Annotated in this window: 12 protein-coding genes; 7 read left to right on the top strand and 5 right to left on the bottom strand. The window is 50.3% G+C overall.

The window, feature by feature from the left end; genetic code table 11:
* The first annotated feature begins 44 nt into the window (after positions 1 to 44).
* Both ACNA05_RS09085 and mfd read left to right on the top strand, forming a co-directional pair.
* Entirely contained in the window at positions 45 to 299 is a 255-nt protein-coding gene (locus ACNA05_RS09085; protein WP_415811153.1) for an FAD assembly factor SdhE, read from the top strand.
* 3 nt (positions 300 to 302) lie between these two features.
* Complete coding sequence (gene mfd / locus ACNA05_RS09080; protein ID WP_415811152.1) at positions 303 to 3,776, top strand: transcription-repair coupling factor; 3,474 nt, start codon at positions 303 to 305, stop codon at positions 3,774 to 3,776.
* A 17-nt stretch (positions 3,777 to 3,793) separates the two neighbouring features.
* Here mfd and ACNA05_RS09075 read toward each other — a convergent pair whose 3' ends face one another.
* Together ACNA05_RS09075 and ACNA05_RS09070 are read right to left on the bottom strand one after the other, a co-directional pair.
* Complete coding sequence (locus tag ACNA05_RS09075) at positions 3,794 to 5,188, bottom strand: PleD family two-component system response regulator (RefSeq protein WP_415811151.1); 1,395 nt, start codon at positions 5,186 to 5,188, stop codon at positions 3,794 to 3,796.
* A 60-nt stretch (positions 5,189 to 5,248) separates the two neighbouring features.
* Positions 5,249 to 7,105: a M2 family metallopeptidase gene (locus tag ACNA05_RS09070; RefSeq protein ID WP_415811149.1), complete on the bottom strand. Its 1,857-nt coding sequence runs from the start codon at positions 7,103 to 7,105 to the stop codon at positions 5,249 to 5,251.
* Positions 7,106 to 7,258: 153 nt separating this feature from the next.
* On the opposite strand from ACNA05_RS09070, the gene hemH reads away from it, so the two are divergent.
* The gene (gene hemH, locus ACNA05_RS09065) at positions 7,259 to 8,269 is read left to right on the top strand and encodes a ferrochelatase (protein WP_415811147.1); all 1,011 of its coding nucleotides are present in this window, start codon (positions 7,259 to 7,261) and stop codon (positions 8,267 to 8,269) included.
* Here hemH and ACNA05_RS09060 read toward each other — a convergent pair.
* The 3 genes from ACNA05_RS09060 to ACNA05_RS09050 all read right to left on the bottom strand — a co-directional run bounded on the left by ACNA05_RS09060 (position 8,252) and on the right by ACNA05_RS09050 (position 10,922).
* On the bottom strand, positions 8,252 to 8,896 hold the full coding sequence (locus tag ACNA05_RS09060) for a shikimate kinase (protein WP_415811146.1): 645 nt from the start codon (positions 8,894 to 8,896) through the stop codon (positions 8,252 to 8,254). The genes hemH and ACNA05_RS09060 overlap by 18 nt on opposite strands.
* Positions 8,897 to 8,899: 3 nt before the next feature.
* Entirely contained in the window at positions 8,900 to 10,243 is a 1,344-nt protein-coding gene (gene thrC / locus ACNA05_RS09055) for a threonine synthase (protein ID WP_415811144.1), read from the bottom strand.
* A 61-nt stretch (positions 10,244 to 10,304) separates the two neighbouring features.
* A complete protein-coding gene (locus ACNA05_RS09050) occupies positions 10,305 to 10,922 on the bottom strand; it encodes a helix-turn-helix domain-containing protein (RefSeq protein WP_415811142.1) in 618 nt (205 codons plus the stop codon).
* 162 nt (positions 10,923 to 11,084) lie between these two features.
* On the opposite strand from ACNA05_RS09050, the gene cysG reads away from it, so the two are divergent.
* Genes cysG through ACNA05_RS09030 form a run of 4 tightly spaced genes read left to right on the top strand, consistent with a single transcriptional unit; the run spans position 11,085 to position 15,610 of the window.
* A complete protein-coding gene (cysG, locus tag ACNA05_RS09045) occupies positions 11,085 to 12,470 on the top strand; it encodes a siroheme synthase CysG (protein ID WP_415811140.1) in 1,386 nt (461 codons plus the stop codon).
* Complete coding sequence (locus ACNA05_RS09040) at positions 12,467 to 12,790, top strand: DUF2849 domain-containing protein (RefSeq protein ID WP_415811138.1); 324 nt, start codon at positions 12,467 to 12,469, stop codon at positions 12,788 to 12,790. The genes cysG and ACNA05_RS09040 overlap by 4 nt, the downstream gene beginning before the upstream one ends.
* Positions 12,791 to 12,792: 2 nt before the next feature.
* Positions 12,793 to 14,433, top strand: coding sequence for a nitrite/sulfite reductase (locus ACNA05_RS09035; RefSeq protein WP_415811136.1), 1,641 nt, complete (start codon positions 12,793 to 12,795; stop codon positions 14,431 to 14,433).
* Positions 14,420 to 15,610, top strand: a complete 1,191-nt coding sequence (locus ACNA05_RS09030; RefSeq protein ID WP_415811135.1) for a phosphoadenylyl-sulfate reductase — start codon at positions 14,420 to 14,422, stop codon at positions 15,608 to 15,610. Before ACNA05_RS09035 ends, ACNA05_RS09030 begins: the two co-directional genes overlap by 14 nt.
* Positions 15,611 to 15,679: the final 69 nt, after the last annotated feature.

Genomic DNA, 15,679 nt, shown 5'->3' with positions numbered 1-15,679 from the left:
ATTGCTACCGTGACAGCTCTGATTATTTCAGCTACAGCGCCGCCATGCTGGATGCCCGTCGAAAACGCCTTGTCTATCGCGCCAATTATCGAGGCTTTAAAGAAGCTGACCTTATCTTAGGGGGCTTCGCCAAAGCTCATATCGAATCTTTGTCTGACGATGAAATCACGATGTTTGAAGACCTTCTTATGGCTAAAGACCATGATATTTATGGCTGGGTTTCCGGAAACCTGCCTATCCCAGCCAATTACGATACGCCTCTCTTAAACCGCATTCGACAATACGACCCCTCCTCATAAGACATGCAAATTCAGCTCAACCGATATACGGGGCCTGAGAAGACTCTGACTGCGGCAGGCTTGCCGGAAGGGGCAGACGCGCTTGTCTTTTGCAAAGCCGTTAAACAGCGCGGCGGCAGAGGTGTCTTTATTGCGCGGGACGACACAAGGGCTGCGTCCTTCACGGCGGCTTGCCGATATTTTGCGCCTGATATTGTCGTCTTAAATATCCCGGCTTGGGACTGTTTGCCGTACGACAGGATTTCGCCGAGCCGATCTTTAGCGGCGAAACGGGCGGCCGCTTTGTTTACTTTGGCGACTTTATCACCTGATACACAATTGATTGTCGTTACAACCGGCAGCGCAGCGATGCAAAAGGTTCCGCCGCGTTCCGCTTTGGCTGAGGCTGGTTTTCAGGCGGTGGCCGGTCAATCTATGCCGCGCGAACAACTTCAATCTTATCTGGATCATAATGGATACTCCCGCGCGTCCACCGTTATGGAAGCCGGGGATTACGCCATTCGGGGCGGGATAATCGACGTTTTCCCGCCGGCTCTGAAAGATCCTATCCGTTTAGACTTCTTTGGCGACGAGCTGGAAAGTATTCGGTCGTTTGATGTCACCACGCAGCGAACGACTGGCAAACTGAAATATGTGCAACTGGCGCCTGTCAGTGAAGTGTTTCTGTCGGAAGACGCGATTAGTTTGTTCCGCACGAGCTATGTAGCCGCTTTTGGCGGCGGCATTAGCCGAGACCCAACTTACGCCGCTGTAAGTGACGGTATCCGCACCCAAGGCATTGAGCATTATCTACCGCTTTTTCATTCCCACACTGAAACCTTGTTTGACTATGCTGGCCCGGACGCACTTTATGCTTTTGACGGACTGCTCAACGAAGCCCGAGCCGAGCGTTGGGACACGATTGAAGACTTTTATTCCTCCCGCAAAGAACATGCAGAGGCCCGCGACACAGGGTCTGGCAACCCTTCAAAATCCGCAGGACTTTATCGCCCGTTAGAGCCGTCGCGGCTTTATTTGGACGCGGATGAATGGTCCAAGCTTACTTCTCCACTTCTCGTTAGAACACATTCCGTTTTCCGTCCGGCCGACGCCGAAAACTTGATCGACTTTGGGGGGCGTGTGGGTCGTAGTTTTTCTCCGGAACGTCGAACCGAAGGTGCAAACGTCTTCGAGGCAGTTAAAGATCATCTCGGCACACTGAAAACCGAGAAGCAAAAAATTCTTATCGCAGCTTGGTCAGAGGGCTCTCTAGACCGTCTCGGCAATGTGTTCGAAGATCACGAGTTCGCGCTACCGAAACTAGCTCGCGGCCCGGAAATATTTGACAAACCTGTCGGGACCGCTTGGCGAACAGTTCTGCCGATAGAGCAGGGCTTCGTTATTGACGGCCTGAGCGTGATTTCAGAGCAAGATATTTTGGGCGACCGATTGGTCAATCGCGGTCGCAAGCGCAAAGCCAAGAACTTTATTTCAGACGCCACGGCGATGCAGCCCGGTGACCTTATCGTACATATCGACCATGGTTTAGGGCGATATTTAGGGTTGAAGACACTCCAAGTGCAAGATGCGCCGCATGATTGTCTTGAGCTTGAATATCACGGGGGTGCAAAGCTATTCCTGCCCGTTGAAAATATTGAACTTTTATCCCGTTATGGTTCAGCAGCAGAAGGCGCGGCGCTGGATAAACTTGGTGGTGTGGCATGGCAGTCCCGCAAAGCCAAAGCCAAAGAAAAACTCAAAGACCTTGCTGCCGGGCTTATAAAGATTGCCGCCAAGCGGGCTATGCGTACCATAGAACCGCTGGATATTGATAGCGGTACGTATAACGAGTTTGCCGCGCGTTTCCCTTATGTCGAAACGGACGATCAGCTAAACGCCATTCAGGATGTCTTCACCGATCTGGAGAGTGGCCGACCAATGGACCGGTTGATTTGCGGGGATGTTGGGTTTGGTAAAACCGAAGTGGCCCTGCGCGCCGCCTTTGCCGTCGCCATGAGCGGACGGCAAGTCGCTATCGTTGCGCCCACGACTATTCTATCACGCCAGCATTACAAAACTTTCTCGGCCCGGTTTAAAGGCTGGCCTGTGCGTGTTAGGCAGCTTTCACGTCTGGTTTCAACCAAAGAGGCGACGGCAGCGAAGGAAGCTCTTTCTAACGGGCAATGCGATATCATCATCGGCACCCATGCTTTGCTTGCTAAGACGATAAAATTTGCCAATTTGGGTCTTGTTATTGTTGATGAAGAACAGCGATTTGGAGTTCAGCATAAAGAACGCCTGAAAGCCCTTCGCGCCGACGTGCATATGCTCACCCTGACGGCGACGCCTATTCCCCGCACACTTCAAATGGCGCTCTCCGGCATTCGCGACCTGTCCTTGATCGCGACCCCGCCTGTTGACCGTTTGGCGGTCCGCACCTTCGTCATGCCATTTGATGAGATTTCAATTCGGAAGGCACTGCTGAGGGAGCGTTACAGGGGCGGGCAGTCCTATTTTGTAGCGCCCCGTATAGCGGATATTCCCCGCATTGAAGAGTTTATGAGAGCGTCTGTGCCGGAGGTCCGATATGTCATCGCCCATGGCCAAATGGGCGCAGGAGCGCTCGAAGATATCATGAACGCGTTTTATGATGGCGAGTATGACGTGTTGATATCGACTTCGATTATTGAAAGCGGAATCGATATTCCGTCGGCGAATACAATGGTGGTCTATCGCGCAGACCGTTTTGGTCTTGCTCAGCTTTATCAAATGAGGGGTCGGGTCGGGCGCTCGAAAATTCGCGCCTACGCGTATTTGACAATGCCGGATGAGCATGTGGCAACGAAAGAGGCGCTGCAGCGCCTGAAAATCCTCCAGTCTCTTGATACATTGGGCGCCGGATTTACATTGGCGAGCCATGATTTGGATATGAGGGGCGGTGGTAACCCGCTGGGCGAGGAGCAATCCGGTCATATGAAAGAATTGGGGATCGAGCTTTACCAGCACATGCTGGAAGAGGCTGTAGCCGAGTTGCGCGACGATGAAGCGGCGAGCGATCAAAGCTGGACGCCGCAAGTAAATGTCGGGGTCGCAATCCTTATTCCGGAAGATTATATTTCCGACTTAAGCCTTCGTCTCACCACTTACCGTCGAATCGCGGATATAGAAGATGATGAAGGCGGGAATGCGTTAATGGCAGAGCTTATTGATCGCTTCGGGCCATTACCGGATGAAGTGCGTTCGCTTTTTGAAGTCATGCAAATCAAACGCTTATGCCGGAAGGCTCACGTTGAAAAAGTGGATGCAGGGCCTAAGGGCCTAGTCCTTTCCATGCGTCACTCTGACATAAAAGATCCGTCCATCATCATGAACGCGATCACGCAAAATAGCGGCTGGCGATTGCGCCCAGACCAAACCATTTTAGTGATGGGGAATTTTGAAAATGCAAAGCCGCGCGTAAGAGGGACAAAGCGGGCGGTTGAAGCTTTAATTAGCTAATCGATTTGATGGCTGAGCTAAGCCGACGCTTCCAAGAAATTTCGCGTTGGTTCTTGTTTCAAATCGGACATCAATCGCCCAATGGTGAAATCGCTGTTCTCGTGAGACATCGCTTCGGCAATTGCGTAATCAATAGTCAGCGTCAGAGGGGAGCTTTGAGACCCGCCCTCAAAGGCTGTGCAGGCAACCAAGCCTTTAACTCGCTCCAGGACCACTTTCGCTTCCGCTTCATTAGACCCTGGAAACATCAATAAATAGCGATCGGCCTCGTAAGCGGCGACAGAATCCTGCATGCGAACAAGGTTCTTTAGCATGTGTCCAAATTGCAATAAGGCCTTCTCTGCATGTTCCTCTGATACCTCTTCGGCGCAGCAGAGATGTAATTTTACTGCCATCAGCGTTACAGGCTCTTTGATTTTGTGATTGGCTCTAACGACCCGTTCTGCGTGGCGCTCCATAAAGAGGTTTGTAAAGCAGCCACTTTTTTCGCAAATGGAACTATTGCCGCCAAGAGATTCGAATTCTTCTTTCAAATTGTCATGAAGGCGGTGGTAGTTGGCGAGTTCCAGAATTCGGCCGCTTATTTCTTCTACGTCAGAATTTACATTTATAATGTCCCGCGCGCCGTAACTATGCGCTTTTTGCGAATACTCAAATGTGTCGGAGTTCACCAAGAAGAGGGTTGGTACATGGAAAAGCCGTGCATTGCGACGCATAGTTTCAGAAATCGACAAGGCCGGTTCCGGGTGATCGAGCGCATTCATAACGACCGCATCAAATTTAGTTTCATGGAGATAATCAAAGGCGCTAAAAGAGGTGAACGCGGCTACAGTTTCAACGTTTTTGCTCTGTAAGGCATTGATTATGACCATAAAACCGGGAGAGGCCTGTCCAATAAATAAGATTTTGAACGGCGGGTGTTCTCCGTCATCTTCGATCATGACGCTTTGGCCGAAATCTTTTTCTAACGTTCTGACACGGAGTTTTATCTCTCGCTCCATTGCTCCAAGTCGGACCAAGGAGTTCACGCGATTGGCTATTTGGGAGGCATGGACCGGCTCGACAAGTACCGTATCAAAAAATGTGTCTGTATGAATGTGCGGGACAGGCGAAACCCCTATAACCGGAATGTCGTGAGGCGCGTAATGAGATTTCAGGATGCGGATGATACCCGCAGATCTATCCATAAATTTTGTAAAATGACAGATTAGCGCTACGGGCGCGCGGCGGGGCGTCGCGGACAAGGTCTTTCCATCATAAAAAGAGATTTGGACATCATAGCGAAGCTGGCGCAGTTGCGCGGCCAAGTCTTTGATTTTCTCGACCGAGTCCGTTGCGATAAGAACGCGTGGAAACGTCGCGCGAATCGGCGTGTCGGAGTTTGAGTCTAGGTTTTTAACCGAGTTGGACATAACCAGAGGCTATGCCCAAATACTTTCGTCTCTCTTAACCACGTGCCGTGAACTTGAATTTTACCAGCCGCAAGTTCGGTTTTCATTCTGTTCTTCCAGATAAGACTGCAAAGGCTCGAAATATTCAAGAATCGCAGAGCCATCCATTTCGCGGGAGCCCGTAAAGGCTTCAAGCGCATCCGGCCAAGGTTTGGAGGCGCCCATTTCAAGCATGGCGTTGAATTTCTCGCCAACCTCTTGGTTGCCATAAACGGAGCAGCGGTGAAGTGGCCCTTCAAATCCAACGGCGTCACAGGCCGCTTTATGGAATTGGAACTGGAGGATGTGAGCAAGGAAATAGCGCATATACGGCGTATTACCTGGAATATGGTATTTGGCGCCGGGGTCAAATGCATCGGCTGGGCGTGGAGCAGGGGGTTTTACGCCCTGATATTCCTCACGAAGCTCCCACCAACCTTCATTGTAATTTGCCGGAGTAAGCTCGCCGGAAAAGACTTTCCAACGCCACTGATCCACCATCAAACCGAACGGGACAAAGGCAACTTTGTCCATGGCCTGACGCATTAACAGCGCCAAGTCTGCGTCTTCACCAGGGACTTCACTCTCATCTAGCAATCCGATTTTTACGAGGTATTCGGGTGTAATTGACAAAGCCACCATATCGCCAATGGCCTCATGGAACCCGTCATTCGCACCATTCCGGTAGAAAACCGGCTGATTTTTGTAGGCGCGCTGATAGAAATTGTGCCCTAATTCATGGTGCACAGTCGAGAAATCCTCGCCGTTGACTTTGGTGCACATCTTGATGCGGATATCGTCTTTTTCGTCAATGTCCCAGGCCGAGGCATGGCAAACAACTTCACGATCTTCTGGCTTGGTAATCAGTGACCGCTCATAAAACGTCTCCGGCAGCGGCTCAAACCCCATGGATGTAAAGAACTTTTCCGCTGTCTGAACCATTTTCAGTGCGTCATAATCATTGTCTTCCAGAAGTTTTGTTGTATCCACGCCTTCAGCGGCCCCTTCAGGCGCGACAGTCTCATAGACATTGCCCCATTGCTGAGCCCACATATTACCGAGCAAGTCAGCTCGAATAGGCTCATCCAGAGGCACAACCTCATTGCCGTATTTTTCATTGAGTTCTGCGCGAACATTACAATGTAATTGGTCGTAAAGTGGCTTCACTTGTTCCCAGAGGCGATTTGTTTCCGCGATGAATTCGTCCGCGTCCATGTCGTAACCGCCGCGCCACAAAGCGCCTGCATCTGCGTAGCCGAGCTCCTGAGATCCTTCATTCACAATCTCGACCATTCGAGCGTAGTCGTCCTTCATGGGCACAGAAATTGTCCGCCAGCCTTCCCAGATAGCTTTTAACTCTTCCGGGTCATCGGATTCGGCGATGATATCACTGGCTTCAGTTAGTGTGATCATTTCGCCTTTATATTCAAACTTCCCTGTTCCGTAGGCTGCATTAAGCCCGGTCATGATTTCAGAAAGTTCTTTGGCTGCGCCTTGGCGCTCAGGAGCGGGGAAATTGGACGCACGCTTCAAGCCGTCCATTTTTCGGCGCATGTCTTCCGGTAGGCTCAAATCGTTAAACTGCTTTGCTTCATTTGCCAGTCGCGTGTCCAGCAATGAGGCCTGTTCAGAGGCTTTCGCGGCCAGCCAATTCGTATCTTCGGTAATGAAGTTGTTATTGACCCAATCGACGCGGGCTTGGTATTCGTTCAGAACACTTTTCTCTTGTTCTGCATTTTCCAAAAACTCTTTGGCATCTTGCACGGTGACTTGATCGCTACTAGGACTTGCTGCTTCGACCATTTTGTCTACATTATCAGATGGAACTTCAACGGAGTTACCGCACCCCGCAATGGTTAAAGCCAAAACACTTACGGCGGATGATAGAAACAGCTTCATATTGTCCTCTTATATTTTTGCGCAGTTTATAGTTTAACTTTATTGCAGACTAATCTTGGCAAGCCAAACTTTTGCCTTATTCGTAAGCACTCCCGCGAGAAGGTCAATGCTGTCCGTGTATTGGTCAAGGTAAATGAGCCACGGAGCCTATTAATGTCATCGAAACCCGGACTGATTCTGGTAAATCTCGGGTCGCCAGACGCTGCTACGCCTCAGGCGACGCGGAAATACCTGTTTGAGTTTTTACATGACCGTCGGGTAATTGATACATCCCGGTGGATATGGTGTCCTATATTGCACGGCATCATTCTTCGAGTGCGACCTGCGAAGTCTGCGAAGGCCTATCGATCCATTTGGAACGAGCCCGAATTTTCCGAAAAGCAAGAGCTCGTCGAAACGGCACCACTTGTCAGAATTACGCAAGCGCAGACGGCGGGTGTGCAAAGCATTTTTGAAGATTCTGTCCATGTCGAAGCAGCCATGCGCTATGGCAACCCGTCCATTTCGTCTGCAATCGATAGCCTCATGTCGAAAGGCTGCACACGTATTGGAGTACTCCCTCTCTATCCGCAATTTGCGGGGGCGACGACGGCTTCAGTGTTTGACGGGGTTGCAAAAGCCCTCAAGGGCCGAATGGATATCCCGGAAATCCGTTTCCTACGGGACTATTACCGGGAGGAGGGGTTCATTAAATGCCTGGCTAACAGTTTGCGGGACCATTTGGACACGCTGGATTGGAAACCCGACGCCGTGCTGACGTCATATCACGGCCTCCCTCAAAGCTATGTAGATAAGGGGGATCCATACCAGGCGGAATGTCTGAAAACGACGGAGCTTTTACGAGAAAATACAGGCTATTCAGAGGACTTCCTTTACTCGACTTTTCAGTCGCGTTTTGGGCCGAAAGACTGGCTGCGTCCTTATACGGACAAAACCCTCGAAAGCCTGCCCGCGCAGGGGGGTAAAAATGTGGCTGTTATGATGCCGGGATTCGCCGCAGATTGTCTGGAGACGCTGGAAGAAATCAAGATTGAAGCGAGAGATAGCTTTCTGGAGGCGGGCGGCGAAAACTTTACGGCTGTGCCGTGCTTAAATATCCGGAATGACCACATCAGTTTTCTGAGCGAACTCGCAAAGGATAAGCTTTTACAGGGCTGGCTTTAAGTTTTTAAATATGTCTTCGACTGACACTGCCGAATTGAGGATATACTCACTTGAGAGAACAGCATCAGCCAAAGCGTCGTAGCTTTCAGCGCGCGCTTCTAGAAGCTTTGGGTAAGAGGCCAAAACAGCGTCCTTGTCAGACTGGCCCGGAACTTGTTCGAAATAGCTTTTCCAGATGAGGGGTTTAGGTTGTTGAAAATATTGCAGCTTCAGCCTTTCTAAAGCGTCCTCAGTTGCTTGTATATAAACCACATAATGCGTACGGCTAAGCTCTTTTAAGATGGTGTCTCCGGTATAAATAACGCTGCCCGTTGTATCGAGAATCGTATTGGGGGCGTTTATTCTAAGAGCTTTCCGAGTTGCCGCAGTTTCAAGACTGATCGATTTTTCTTCGCGTTCAGAATAGCCTTTCGAATAAGGCTGACCTTGCCATTCCGCGAAGCTGGCCATGTCGTCATGACCCAATTCTTCCCAAATCAGTTTATCGACCTCAATTAAAGTAAAGTCGAACTGATCCGCCACACGTTTGGCAGTATAGCTTTTGCCGATATTAGACATACCGATAAAAGCCAGCCGCAATTTCCCTGAGTTATATCTGGTTTCGAATTCTGAGCGGCTCAGTTTCACGTTTTACCCAAGATAGTCTGACAGAGCGTCAAGAGTCGGAGCAAGGGACGTAACGCGTTTTTCCTGTTTCATGGCTTTAGCCAAAGGGTCAGGTAGGTCGATTTTAGTATCGATAATCCGCTCGACGCTATCGGCAAATTTAGCCGGGTGGGCCGTTGCAACCGTAACCTTGATAAAATCGCGTTCAACATCTTTGGAGAAAGCTTCCATAGCCAGATGCCCAACGGCGGTATGTGGGCACATGATGTAACCGGTTTTATTGTAAATTCGGCGCAAATGGCGTTCTGTTTCTTCATCTGAAAAAGAAGCGCCCCAACAAAGTTCGGAAACTTTTTCAAAATCTTTGTCCAGAAGGTCGAGAATACGCGGGAAGTTGTTTGGGCGACCAATATCCATCGCATTAGATAGCGTTGGAACAGATGGGCGCGGTCGGTATTCACCGTCTTTAAGATAGTCAACAAACGGGTCATTGGTATTATTGCCGACAACAAAGCGATCGATCGGCGCCCCCATTTTCTTAGCAATAATTCCGCCTGTTAAATTGCCCAAATTGCCCGAGGGTATCGAATACACAATCGGTACGCCGGGATGAGCGGCTTTAATCTGTAACGATGTCCAAAAATAATAAAAACTTTGAGGAATAACGCGGCCAACATTGATTGAATTTGCCGACATAAGGTTATGTTTTTCACTTAACCCTTTGTCTGCAAAGGCATCTTTTACGAGTTGCTGGCAGTCATCAAATGTACCCTGAAGGCTGACGGCTTGAACATTCGAGTTATGTTTCCCGATGGTACAGAGCTGCTGTTGCTGAACTTTGCTAACCCCGCCTTCCGGGTAAAGAATAACGACCCGGATTCCGTCCTGATCTAGAAAAGCGTCGCCGACCGCGCCGCCTGTATCACCTGATGTGGCCACTAAAATCGTACGGGTTTGCCCTTTAGATTTCATGAGCTCAGAGGCGGAGCGTCCCATAAACCGGGCAGCAAAATCCTTGAACGCAAGAGTCGGTCCGTGAAAAAGTTCGAGAATATATTCATCCGCCACTTCGGTCATGGCCGTATCCAATTCAGCCCCCTGTAGCGTTTTCATAGGAATCGGGAAATTATACGCATCTTCGCAAAGTGACTTCAAAGCCGTTTCGTCAAAAGCTTCGTCAATAGAATGTTGAGCGAGTTCAGCGGCGCAGGCCCAGAACGGCAGGGCCCCCAATTTGGCAGTCTGTTCGGAAGTATAAAAGGGCAGACTGTCCGGCATCCACAAACCGCCGCCCGGCGCGAGCGAGGCTAGCAAAGCTTGGCTAAAATCGGCTTTTACTGACGTATCAAGGTGGGAATGGTAAGTCATGCTGGCTCAATAAAGCAGTTTTGCAGAGACGCAAGGTTTTAGGAAGTATGGCGTTGAACAGTTATAAGGCCTGAGTGCGCACCATATGGGCCAATATATTGACCATTGTGGCATGGGCGGGCTTGTCCCCCGTATTGGTGAGACTATGTTCAAAGTCTCCTCTGTAGCGGATCGTCTCTCCCGCTTTAGCCGTCCAGCTTTTTGAGCCTACTTCGACGGTCACTTCTCCGGCAAGAATGCTCAGATTTTCGACTGATCCCGCGGGGTGGGGGGAGCTTTTAAGGATGCCGCCCGGTTCCGCCCGAAAGTCGTACCACTGCACCCACTGCAATGTGTCGACGGAGCCAATGATACGGAGCTCACACAGACCGTCTTCACTTTTAAGGAGTGGGATATCCTGTACAAATAGTTTTTCTATTAAGACGTCCTGACTCTCATCCGCTGATACCATAGCTTCGACGCTAGTTTTCAGAGCGAGGCTAAGCCGAGATAAAGTCGCTAGCGAGGGATTTGTTTCGTTTTTCTCGATTTGGCTGATCATGGACTTAGCCACCCCAGACATTTCTGATAAATCGCCTAACGATAATTTATCCGCTGTGCGCAAACGTAGGATTGTCTGGCCTAGCTTCTCAGATAAAGCGTTAGTTTCAGGGCAATATTGTCGTTTTTGTCTCGCCATGGTCTTTCCTGTCTTATCCTCACGTCTCTGTGAAGATTTAACGCAAACTATTTTCCGCTTGGACTAGATTTTGTCCGCCTTGTTCTATATATAGAACACCTAAGTAAGGCAAGGGCCAAGAAGCGAGAGCTTTGAAACCCTTTTAAACCAGAGGCGGAAGACATGCGATACCTTCCAATACATATAGAGACGAAAGACGTGACGATCCGCGTCTTTGGCGGCGGCGAAGCGGCGGAAGCCAAATTGCGTACGCTAATAAAGACGGAAGCGCGTCTTGAAGTGATCTCAGAGAACATAAGCCTGGAGATATCCCGCTGGGCAGAGCAGGGGAGTCTGACCTGGCGTCAAAAATCCTTTGAAGCCTCAGATTTAACTGGTGCGCGGTTAGTCTATGCCGCTAGCGAAGATGACGGCCTAAACGCCCAAATCGCTAAACTGGCACGCGAGCAGGGTGTTTTAGCCAATGCTGCAGATCAGAAATCAGCCTGTGATTTTATTACTCCTGCACTCGTGGATCGATCTCCAGTTCTTGTGTCTATCGGAACGGAAGGCACGACCCCCGGACTTGCCCGGGCGTTAAAAGCCGATTTGGAAAAGCGTCTCCCGGCCGACCTTGGAAAACTCGCCTTGCTTACGAAAAAGCTAAGAGCGAAGGTCAAAAAGCAACTACCCAATCTGTCTGACCGTCAGAGTTTCTGGGCGAAAATATTTGGCGGAAAAGACCTCTCTCATCAATTGAGACTAGGCGCCGAGGGTTTTACAAATACAGTTGAAAGCGCGCTTTCAAATCCATCAGAGGAAAAGACAGGGCAGGTCGCCCTTGTTGGCGCAGGGCCAGGTAATCCAGACCTTCTGACTATTGCCGCGCAGCAGTCCCTCCACGGCGCCGATGTGATTATCTATGATCGGCTGGTCAGCCAGCAGGTTCTCGAATTAGGGCGGCGCGAAGCTGAATATATATATGTCGGAAAAACACCGAATGGACCGTCTGTCACGCAAGACGACATCAACGCCTTAATTGTCGAGAAAGCGCGCGAAGGACTACATGTCGTTCGCCTCAAAGGCGGCGACCCACTTATTTTTGGCCGCGCCGACGAAGAGATAAATGTCTTACGCGATGCGGATATAGCTTTTCGTATCGTTCCCGGCATTACCGCGGCGGCAGGCGCGGCGGCGGAAATCGGAGCGTCCCTGACAACACGCGGCAAAAATTCTTCCGTGACCTTCCTGACCGGGCATGACACCAAAGGTTATGCCGAGCAGGACTGGAAGGCGCTAGCAAAGCCAGACGCCCGCGCGGTTGTTTATATGGGGGTCGGCGCGTCTCGGTTTATTCAGGGACGCCTCCTCATTCATGGCGCCAGCGCAGAGACGCCCGTTACAGTGGTAGAAAACGCCACGCGTCCAGAGGAAGAAGTCGTTAGCACTACGCTCTCTTCCTTAGCTGACGATATGATCCAAGCTGGGATTAAAGGCCCTGCCGTTCTGATGCTCGGTTATTCGGCTAATAGAGCTGACGTTACCCAAATTCTAAAGGCTGTCTCATGAGTTCCGCAAAACATAAAGGGAAGGGGCCTCAATCCCTGACCGCGAATACGTTACGCGACGGTCTTAGCGTTTGGCTGACACCGGAGTTTGACTGGTCAATGAAGTACTCCGACGCGCTCATCACGGAAGACGATGAGACCATTGGAAAAATGGAAAGCATCGGCGAAGAAAGCGAACACGCCAATGACGTTGTTGCGCCGTATTTCATAGACGTGGAAGCAGAGTCAGGACTTCCGGTTCGCTACCGCGAAAAATTCCGGGTCAGAGGCCCCAGCTATGACACGGCCACCCTTGTTCCTCTTGATATTCAAAAGGTCTAATCATGTATAGATATGATGAATTTGACGCCGAAATGGTGTCCTCTCGTGTTGCGCAATTCAAAGCGCAGGTTGAACGCCGATTGAGCGGCGCGTTAAGTGAGGCTGAGTTTCGTCCACTGCGTCTAATGAACGGTCTCTACCTCCAGCTTCACGCCTATATGCTGCGGGTTGCTGTGCCTTATGGTACACTAAACTCTAAGCAGATGCGGAAACTGGCAGACCTCGCAGACAAATATGATCGGGGATATGGACACATCACCACTCGTCAGAATGTGCAGTTTAACTGGCCCGAGCTGACGGACGTTCCAGACATGCTCAAAGAATTAGCAAGTGTAGAAATGCACGCCATTCAGACCTCCGGCAACTGCATTCGGAATGTAACCTCTGACCCTTACGCCGGCGCTATTGCGGATGAGATTGAAGATCCTCGTCCGACATGCGAAATCCTGCGTCAATGGTCCACATTGCACCCGGAATTTGCCTTTTTGCCGCGTAAGTTCAAGATTGCTGTTATCGCATCTAAAAAGGATAGAGCCCTCATTCGCGCGCATGATATCGGACTTGAAATCATCAAAAATGACGCTGGCGAGATAGGCTACCGCGTTTATGTCGGCGGCGGTCTGGGGCGGACGCCTGTAATCGGTCAGGTTTTAAGGGACTTCTTACCAAGAGTAGAGTTGCTCCCATATTTAGAAGCGACGTTGCGTATCTATAATCGCTATGGTCGCCGCGATAATAAATTCAAAGCGCGCATTAAAATCTTAGTTCAGGAAACGGGTATCGAAGACTTCCGAACTCAGGTTGAAGCTGAATATGCAGAGCTTGTTCCGCTCGATATTTCTGTTTCGCCCGAAGAGGTGGCCCGTATAACGCAGTATTTCTCACCGCCTGATTATAAAGATTTAAAAGATATTGAGGTTAAGACTGACGACCCGGCTTTTGCCCGTTGGCTAAAACATAACGTTCTTGAAAATAAAACGCCGGGCTATTCCATCGTTAATATCTCTTTGAAACCGAAAGAAAGAGCGCCGGGTGATGTGACATCTGAACAGATGCGCATTGCTGCAGACCTTGCGGATGAATTCAGCTTTTCCGAGATTCGCACGACGCATCAACAAAACCTTGTTCTACCTTATGTAGAAACTCAAGAGTTGGAAAACGTCTATAAAAAACTGGTCGCGGCAAAAATGGCCGAGGGTAACATCGGACTTATCACAGATATTATCTGTTGCCCCGGTATGGACTTTTGTTCACTTGCCACGGCCAGATCTATTCCTGTGTCTCAAGCCATCGCCGAACGATTTTGGGACGCAGAACGCCAAGCCGTTATTGGCGAAATGCAGATCAAGATTTCAGGCTGCATCAATGCCTGCGGACACCATCATGTCGGCCATATTGGTATTCTTGGATTGGAGAAAGCCGGCGTCGAATTTTACCAAGTTAAAATCGGCGGTGACCCGTCAGAAAATACGGCTCTCGGCCAAATTACCGGGCCAGGCTTTTCCCAAGAAGAGCTTATCGACGGCATCGAGCGCATGGTCGACCATTATATAGAAATTCGTGAAAACGAAGAACGTTTTATCGACACGGTGCGCCGCGCCGGAGTCGAAACATTTAAGGAGGTGCTCTATGTCGACGCCTGATGTTTTAATCACTGGCGGGCAGCCGCAATCGCCTCCGCCGAGTGATAATATAATTTCTATCGAAGAGTTTTCTGGGCACAACAGCGCTGATATATTGCGCGTGGGCGGAGATGAATCTCTTGAAAATATTGAGCCGCATTTGCCGCGCGCGAGAACGGTTGTTGTGTCCTTTCCTGCTTTTACGGACGGGCGAGGGTTTTCATTAGGCCGACTTCTGCGAAAACGAGCTGGCTTTACAGGCCAGCTTATTGCCGAGGGACCACTCATTCCGGATCAATATGCTTTCGCGATGCAATGCGGGTATAATGCGGTTAAGTTAGAGGCTGAGCTTTTCCAGCGCCATACGGAAGGAAGCTGGTTTGAGGCGTTGGATCAATTCGATCTGACCTACCAACGGGGATATGCCGTCCCGTCCGGCCCTGCAACGAGTGTCCTCGACGCCCGTCCGACAGGGTTTAGGACGACCGAAACCTCCAAAGACCCGTATCACGGGCTTTCAGCGGAGAGAGCATTAAAAAAAGCGATTGAGGCCTATGAGGGACAGATAGTATTGGCATCCTCTCTTGGCGCGGATTCTGCCGTGCTCCTTCATATGGTCTCTAAAATCGAACCTGATCTGCCGATCATCTTTCTCGATACTGGTAAGCATTTCCGAGAGACTTTAGCCTATCGTGATATGCTTATTGACGACTTAGGTCTGACGAATTTTCAAAATATTCGTCCTGACCCGGAAGAAGTGAAGGCCGAAGACCCCACAGGCGATCTTAACCAATCCGCGCCGGATGCGTGCTGTGACCTCCGCAAGGTGCGGCCGCTGGATAAAGTTATTCGTCAATATGACGCTCGTATCACGGGACGAAAGCGATATCAGACCCCCCAGCGGGCCGATATGCCGATATTGGAGCTCGGCGGAGATCAGGTGAAAATCAATCCGCTGGCTTATTGGAGCGCCAAGGACGTGACAGCTTATATGCGCCGCCACGATCTGACGCCGCACCCTATGCTCGCCCTCGGTTATCTCTCTATTGGCTGTCAGCCTTGCACGACGCGGGTCTCCGAAGGTGAAGACCCAAGGGCAGGGCGTTGGCGTCATTCAGATAAAACTGAATGCGGTATTCATTTCATTGACGGTAAATGGCAACCGCTTCCGGTCAATAAAACCTATGAGGTTTTTTAGATATTGATGACTGTGTCCCCCGACTTGATCGGGGGCCTTCTTGCGGGGTGCGTCGTAGTTACCTTTACG

This window comes from Litorimonas haliclonae (assembly GCF_965138505.1).
GTDB classification, from domain to species: Bacteria; Pseudomonadota; Alphaproteobacteria; order Caulobacterales; family Maricaulaceae; genus Litorimonas; species Litorimonas haliclonae.
This window is presented reverse-complemented; position numbering and strand designations above follow the sequence as displayed.

What these genes read in the sequence shown, in the direction of transcription:
- ACNA05_RS09085 (WP_415811153.1), top strand. Translation starts at nt 45, where the DNA reads ATGCTGGATGCCCGTCGAAAACGCCTTGTCTATCGCGCCAATTATCGA.
- mfd (WP_415811152.1), top strand. Translation starts at nt 303, where the DNA reads ATGCAAATTCAGCTCAACCGATATACGGGGCCTGAGAAGACTCTGACT.
- ACNA05_RS09075 (WP_415811151.1), bottom strand. Translation starts at nt 5,188, where the DNA reads ATGTCCAACTCGGTTAAAAACCTAGACTCAAACTCCGACACGCCGATT.
- ACNA05_RS09070 (WP_415811149.1), bottom strand. Translation starts at nt 7,105, where the DNA reads ATGAAGCTGTTTCTATCATCCGCCGTAAGTGTTTTGGCTTTAACCATT.
- hemH (WP_415811147.1), top strand. Translation starts at nt 7,259, where the DNA reads ATGTCATCGAAACCCGGACTGATTCTGGTAAATCTCGGGTCGCCAGAC.
- thrC (WP_415811144.1), bottom strand. Translation starts at nt 10,243, where the DNA reads ATGACTTACCATTCCCACCTTGATACGTCAGTAAAAGCCGATTTTAGC.
- ACNA05_RS09050 (WP_415811142.1), bottom strand. Translation starts at nt 10,922, where the DNA reads ATGGCGAGACAAAAACGACAATATTGCCCTGAAACTAACGCTTTATCT.
- cysG (WP_415811140.1), top strand. Translation starts at nt 11,085, where the DNA reads ATGCGATACCTTCCAATACATATAGAGACGAAAGACGTGACGATCCGC.
- ACNA05_RS09040 (WP_415811138.1), top strand. Translation starts at nt 12,467, where the DNA reads ATGAGTTCCGCAAAACATAAAGGGAAGGGGCCTCAATCCCTGACCGCG.
- ACNA05_RS09035 (WP_415811136.1), top strand. Translation starts at nt 12,793, where the DNA reads ATGTATAGATATGATGAATTTGACGCCGAAATGGTGTCCTCTCGTGTT.
- ACNA05_RS09030 (WP_415811135.1), top strand. Translation starts at nt 14,420, where the DNA reads ATGTCGACGCCTGATGTTTTAATCACTGGCGGGCAGCCGCAATCGCCT.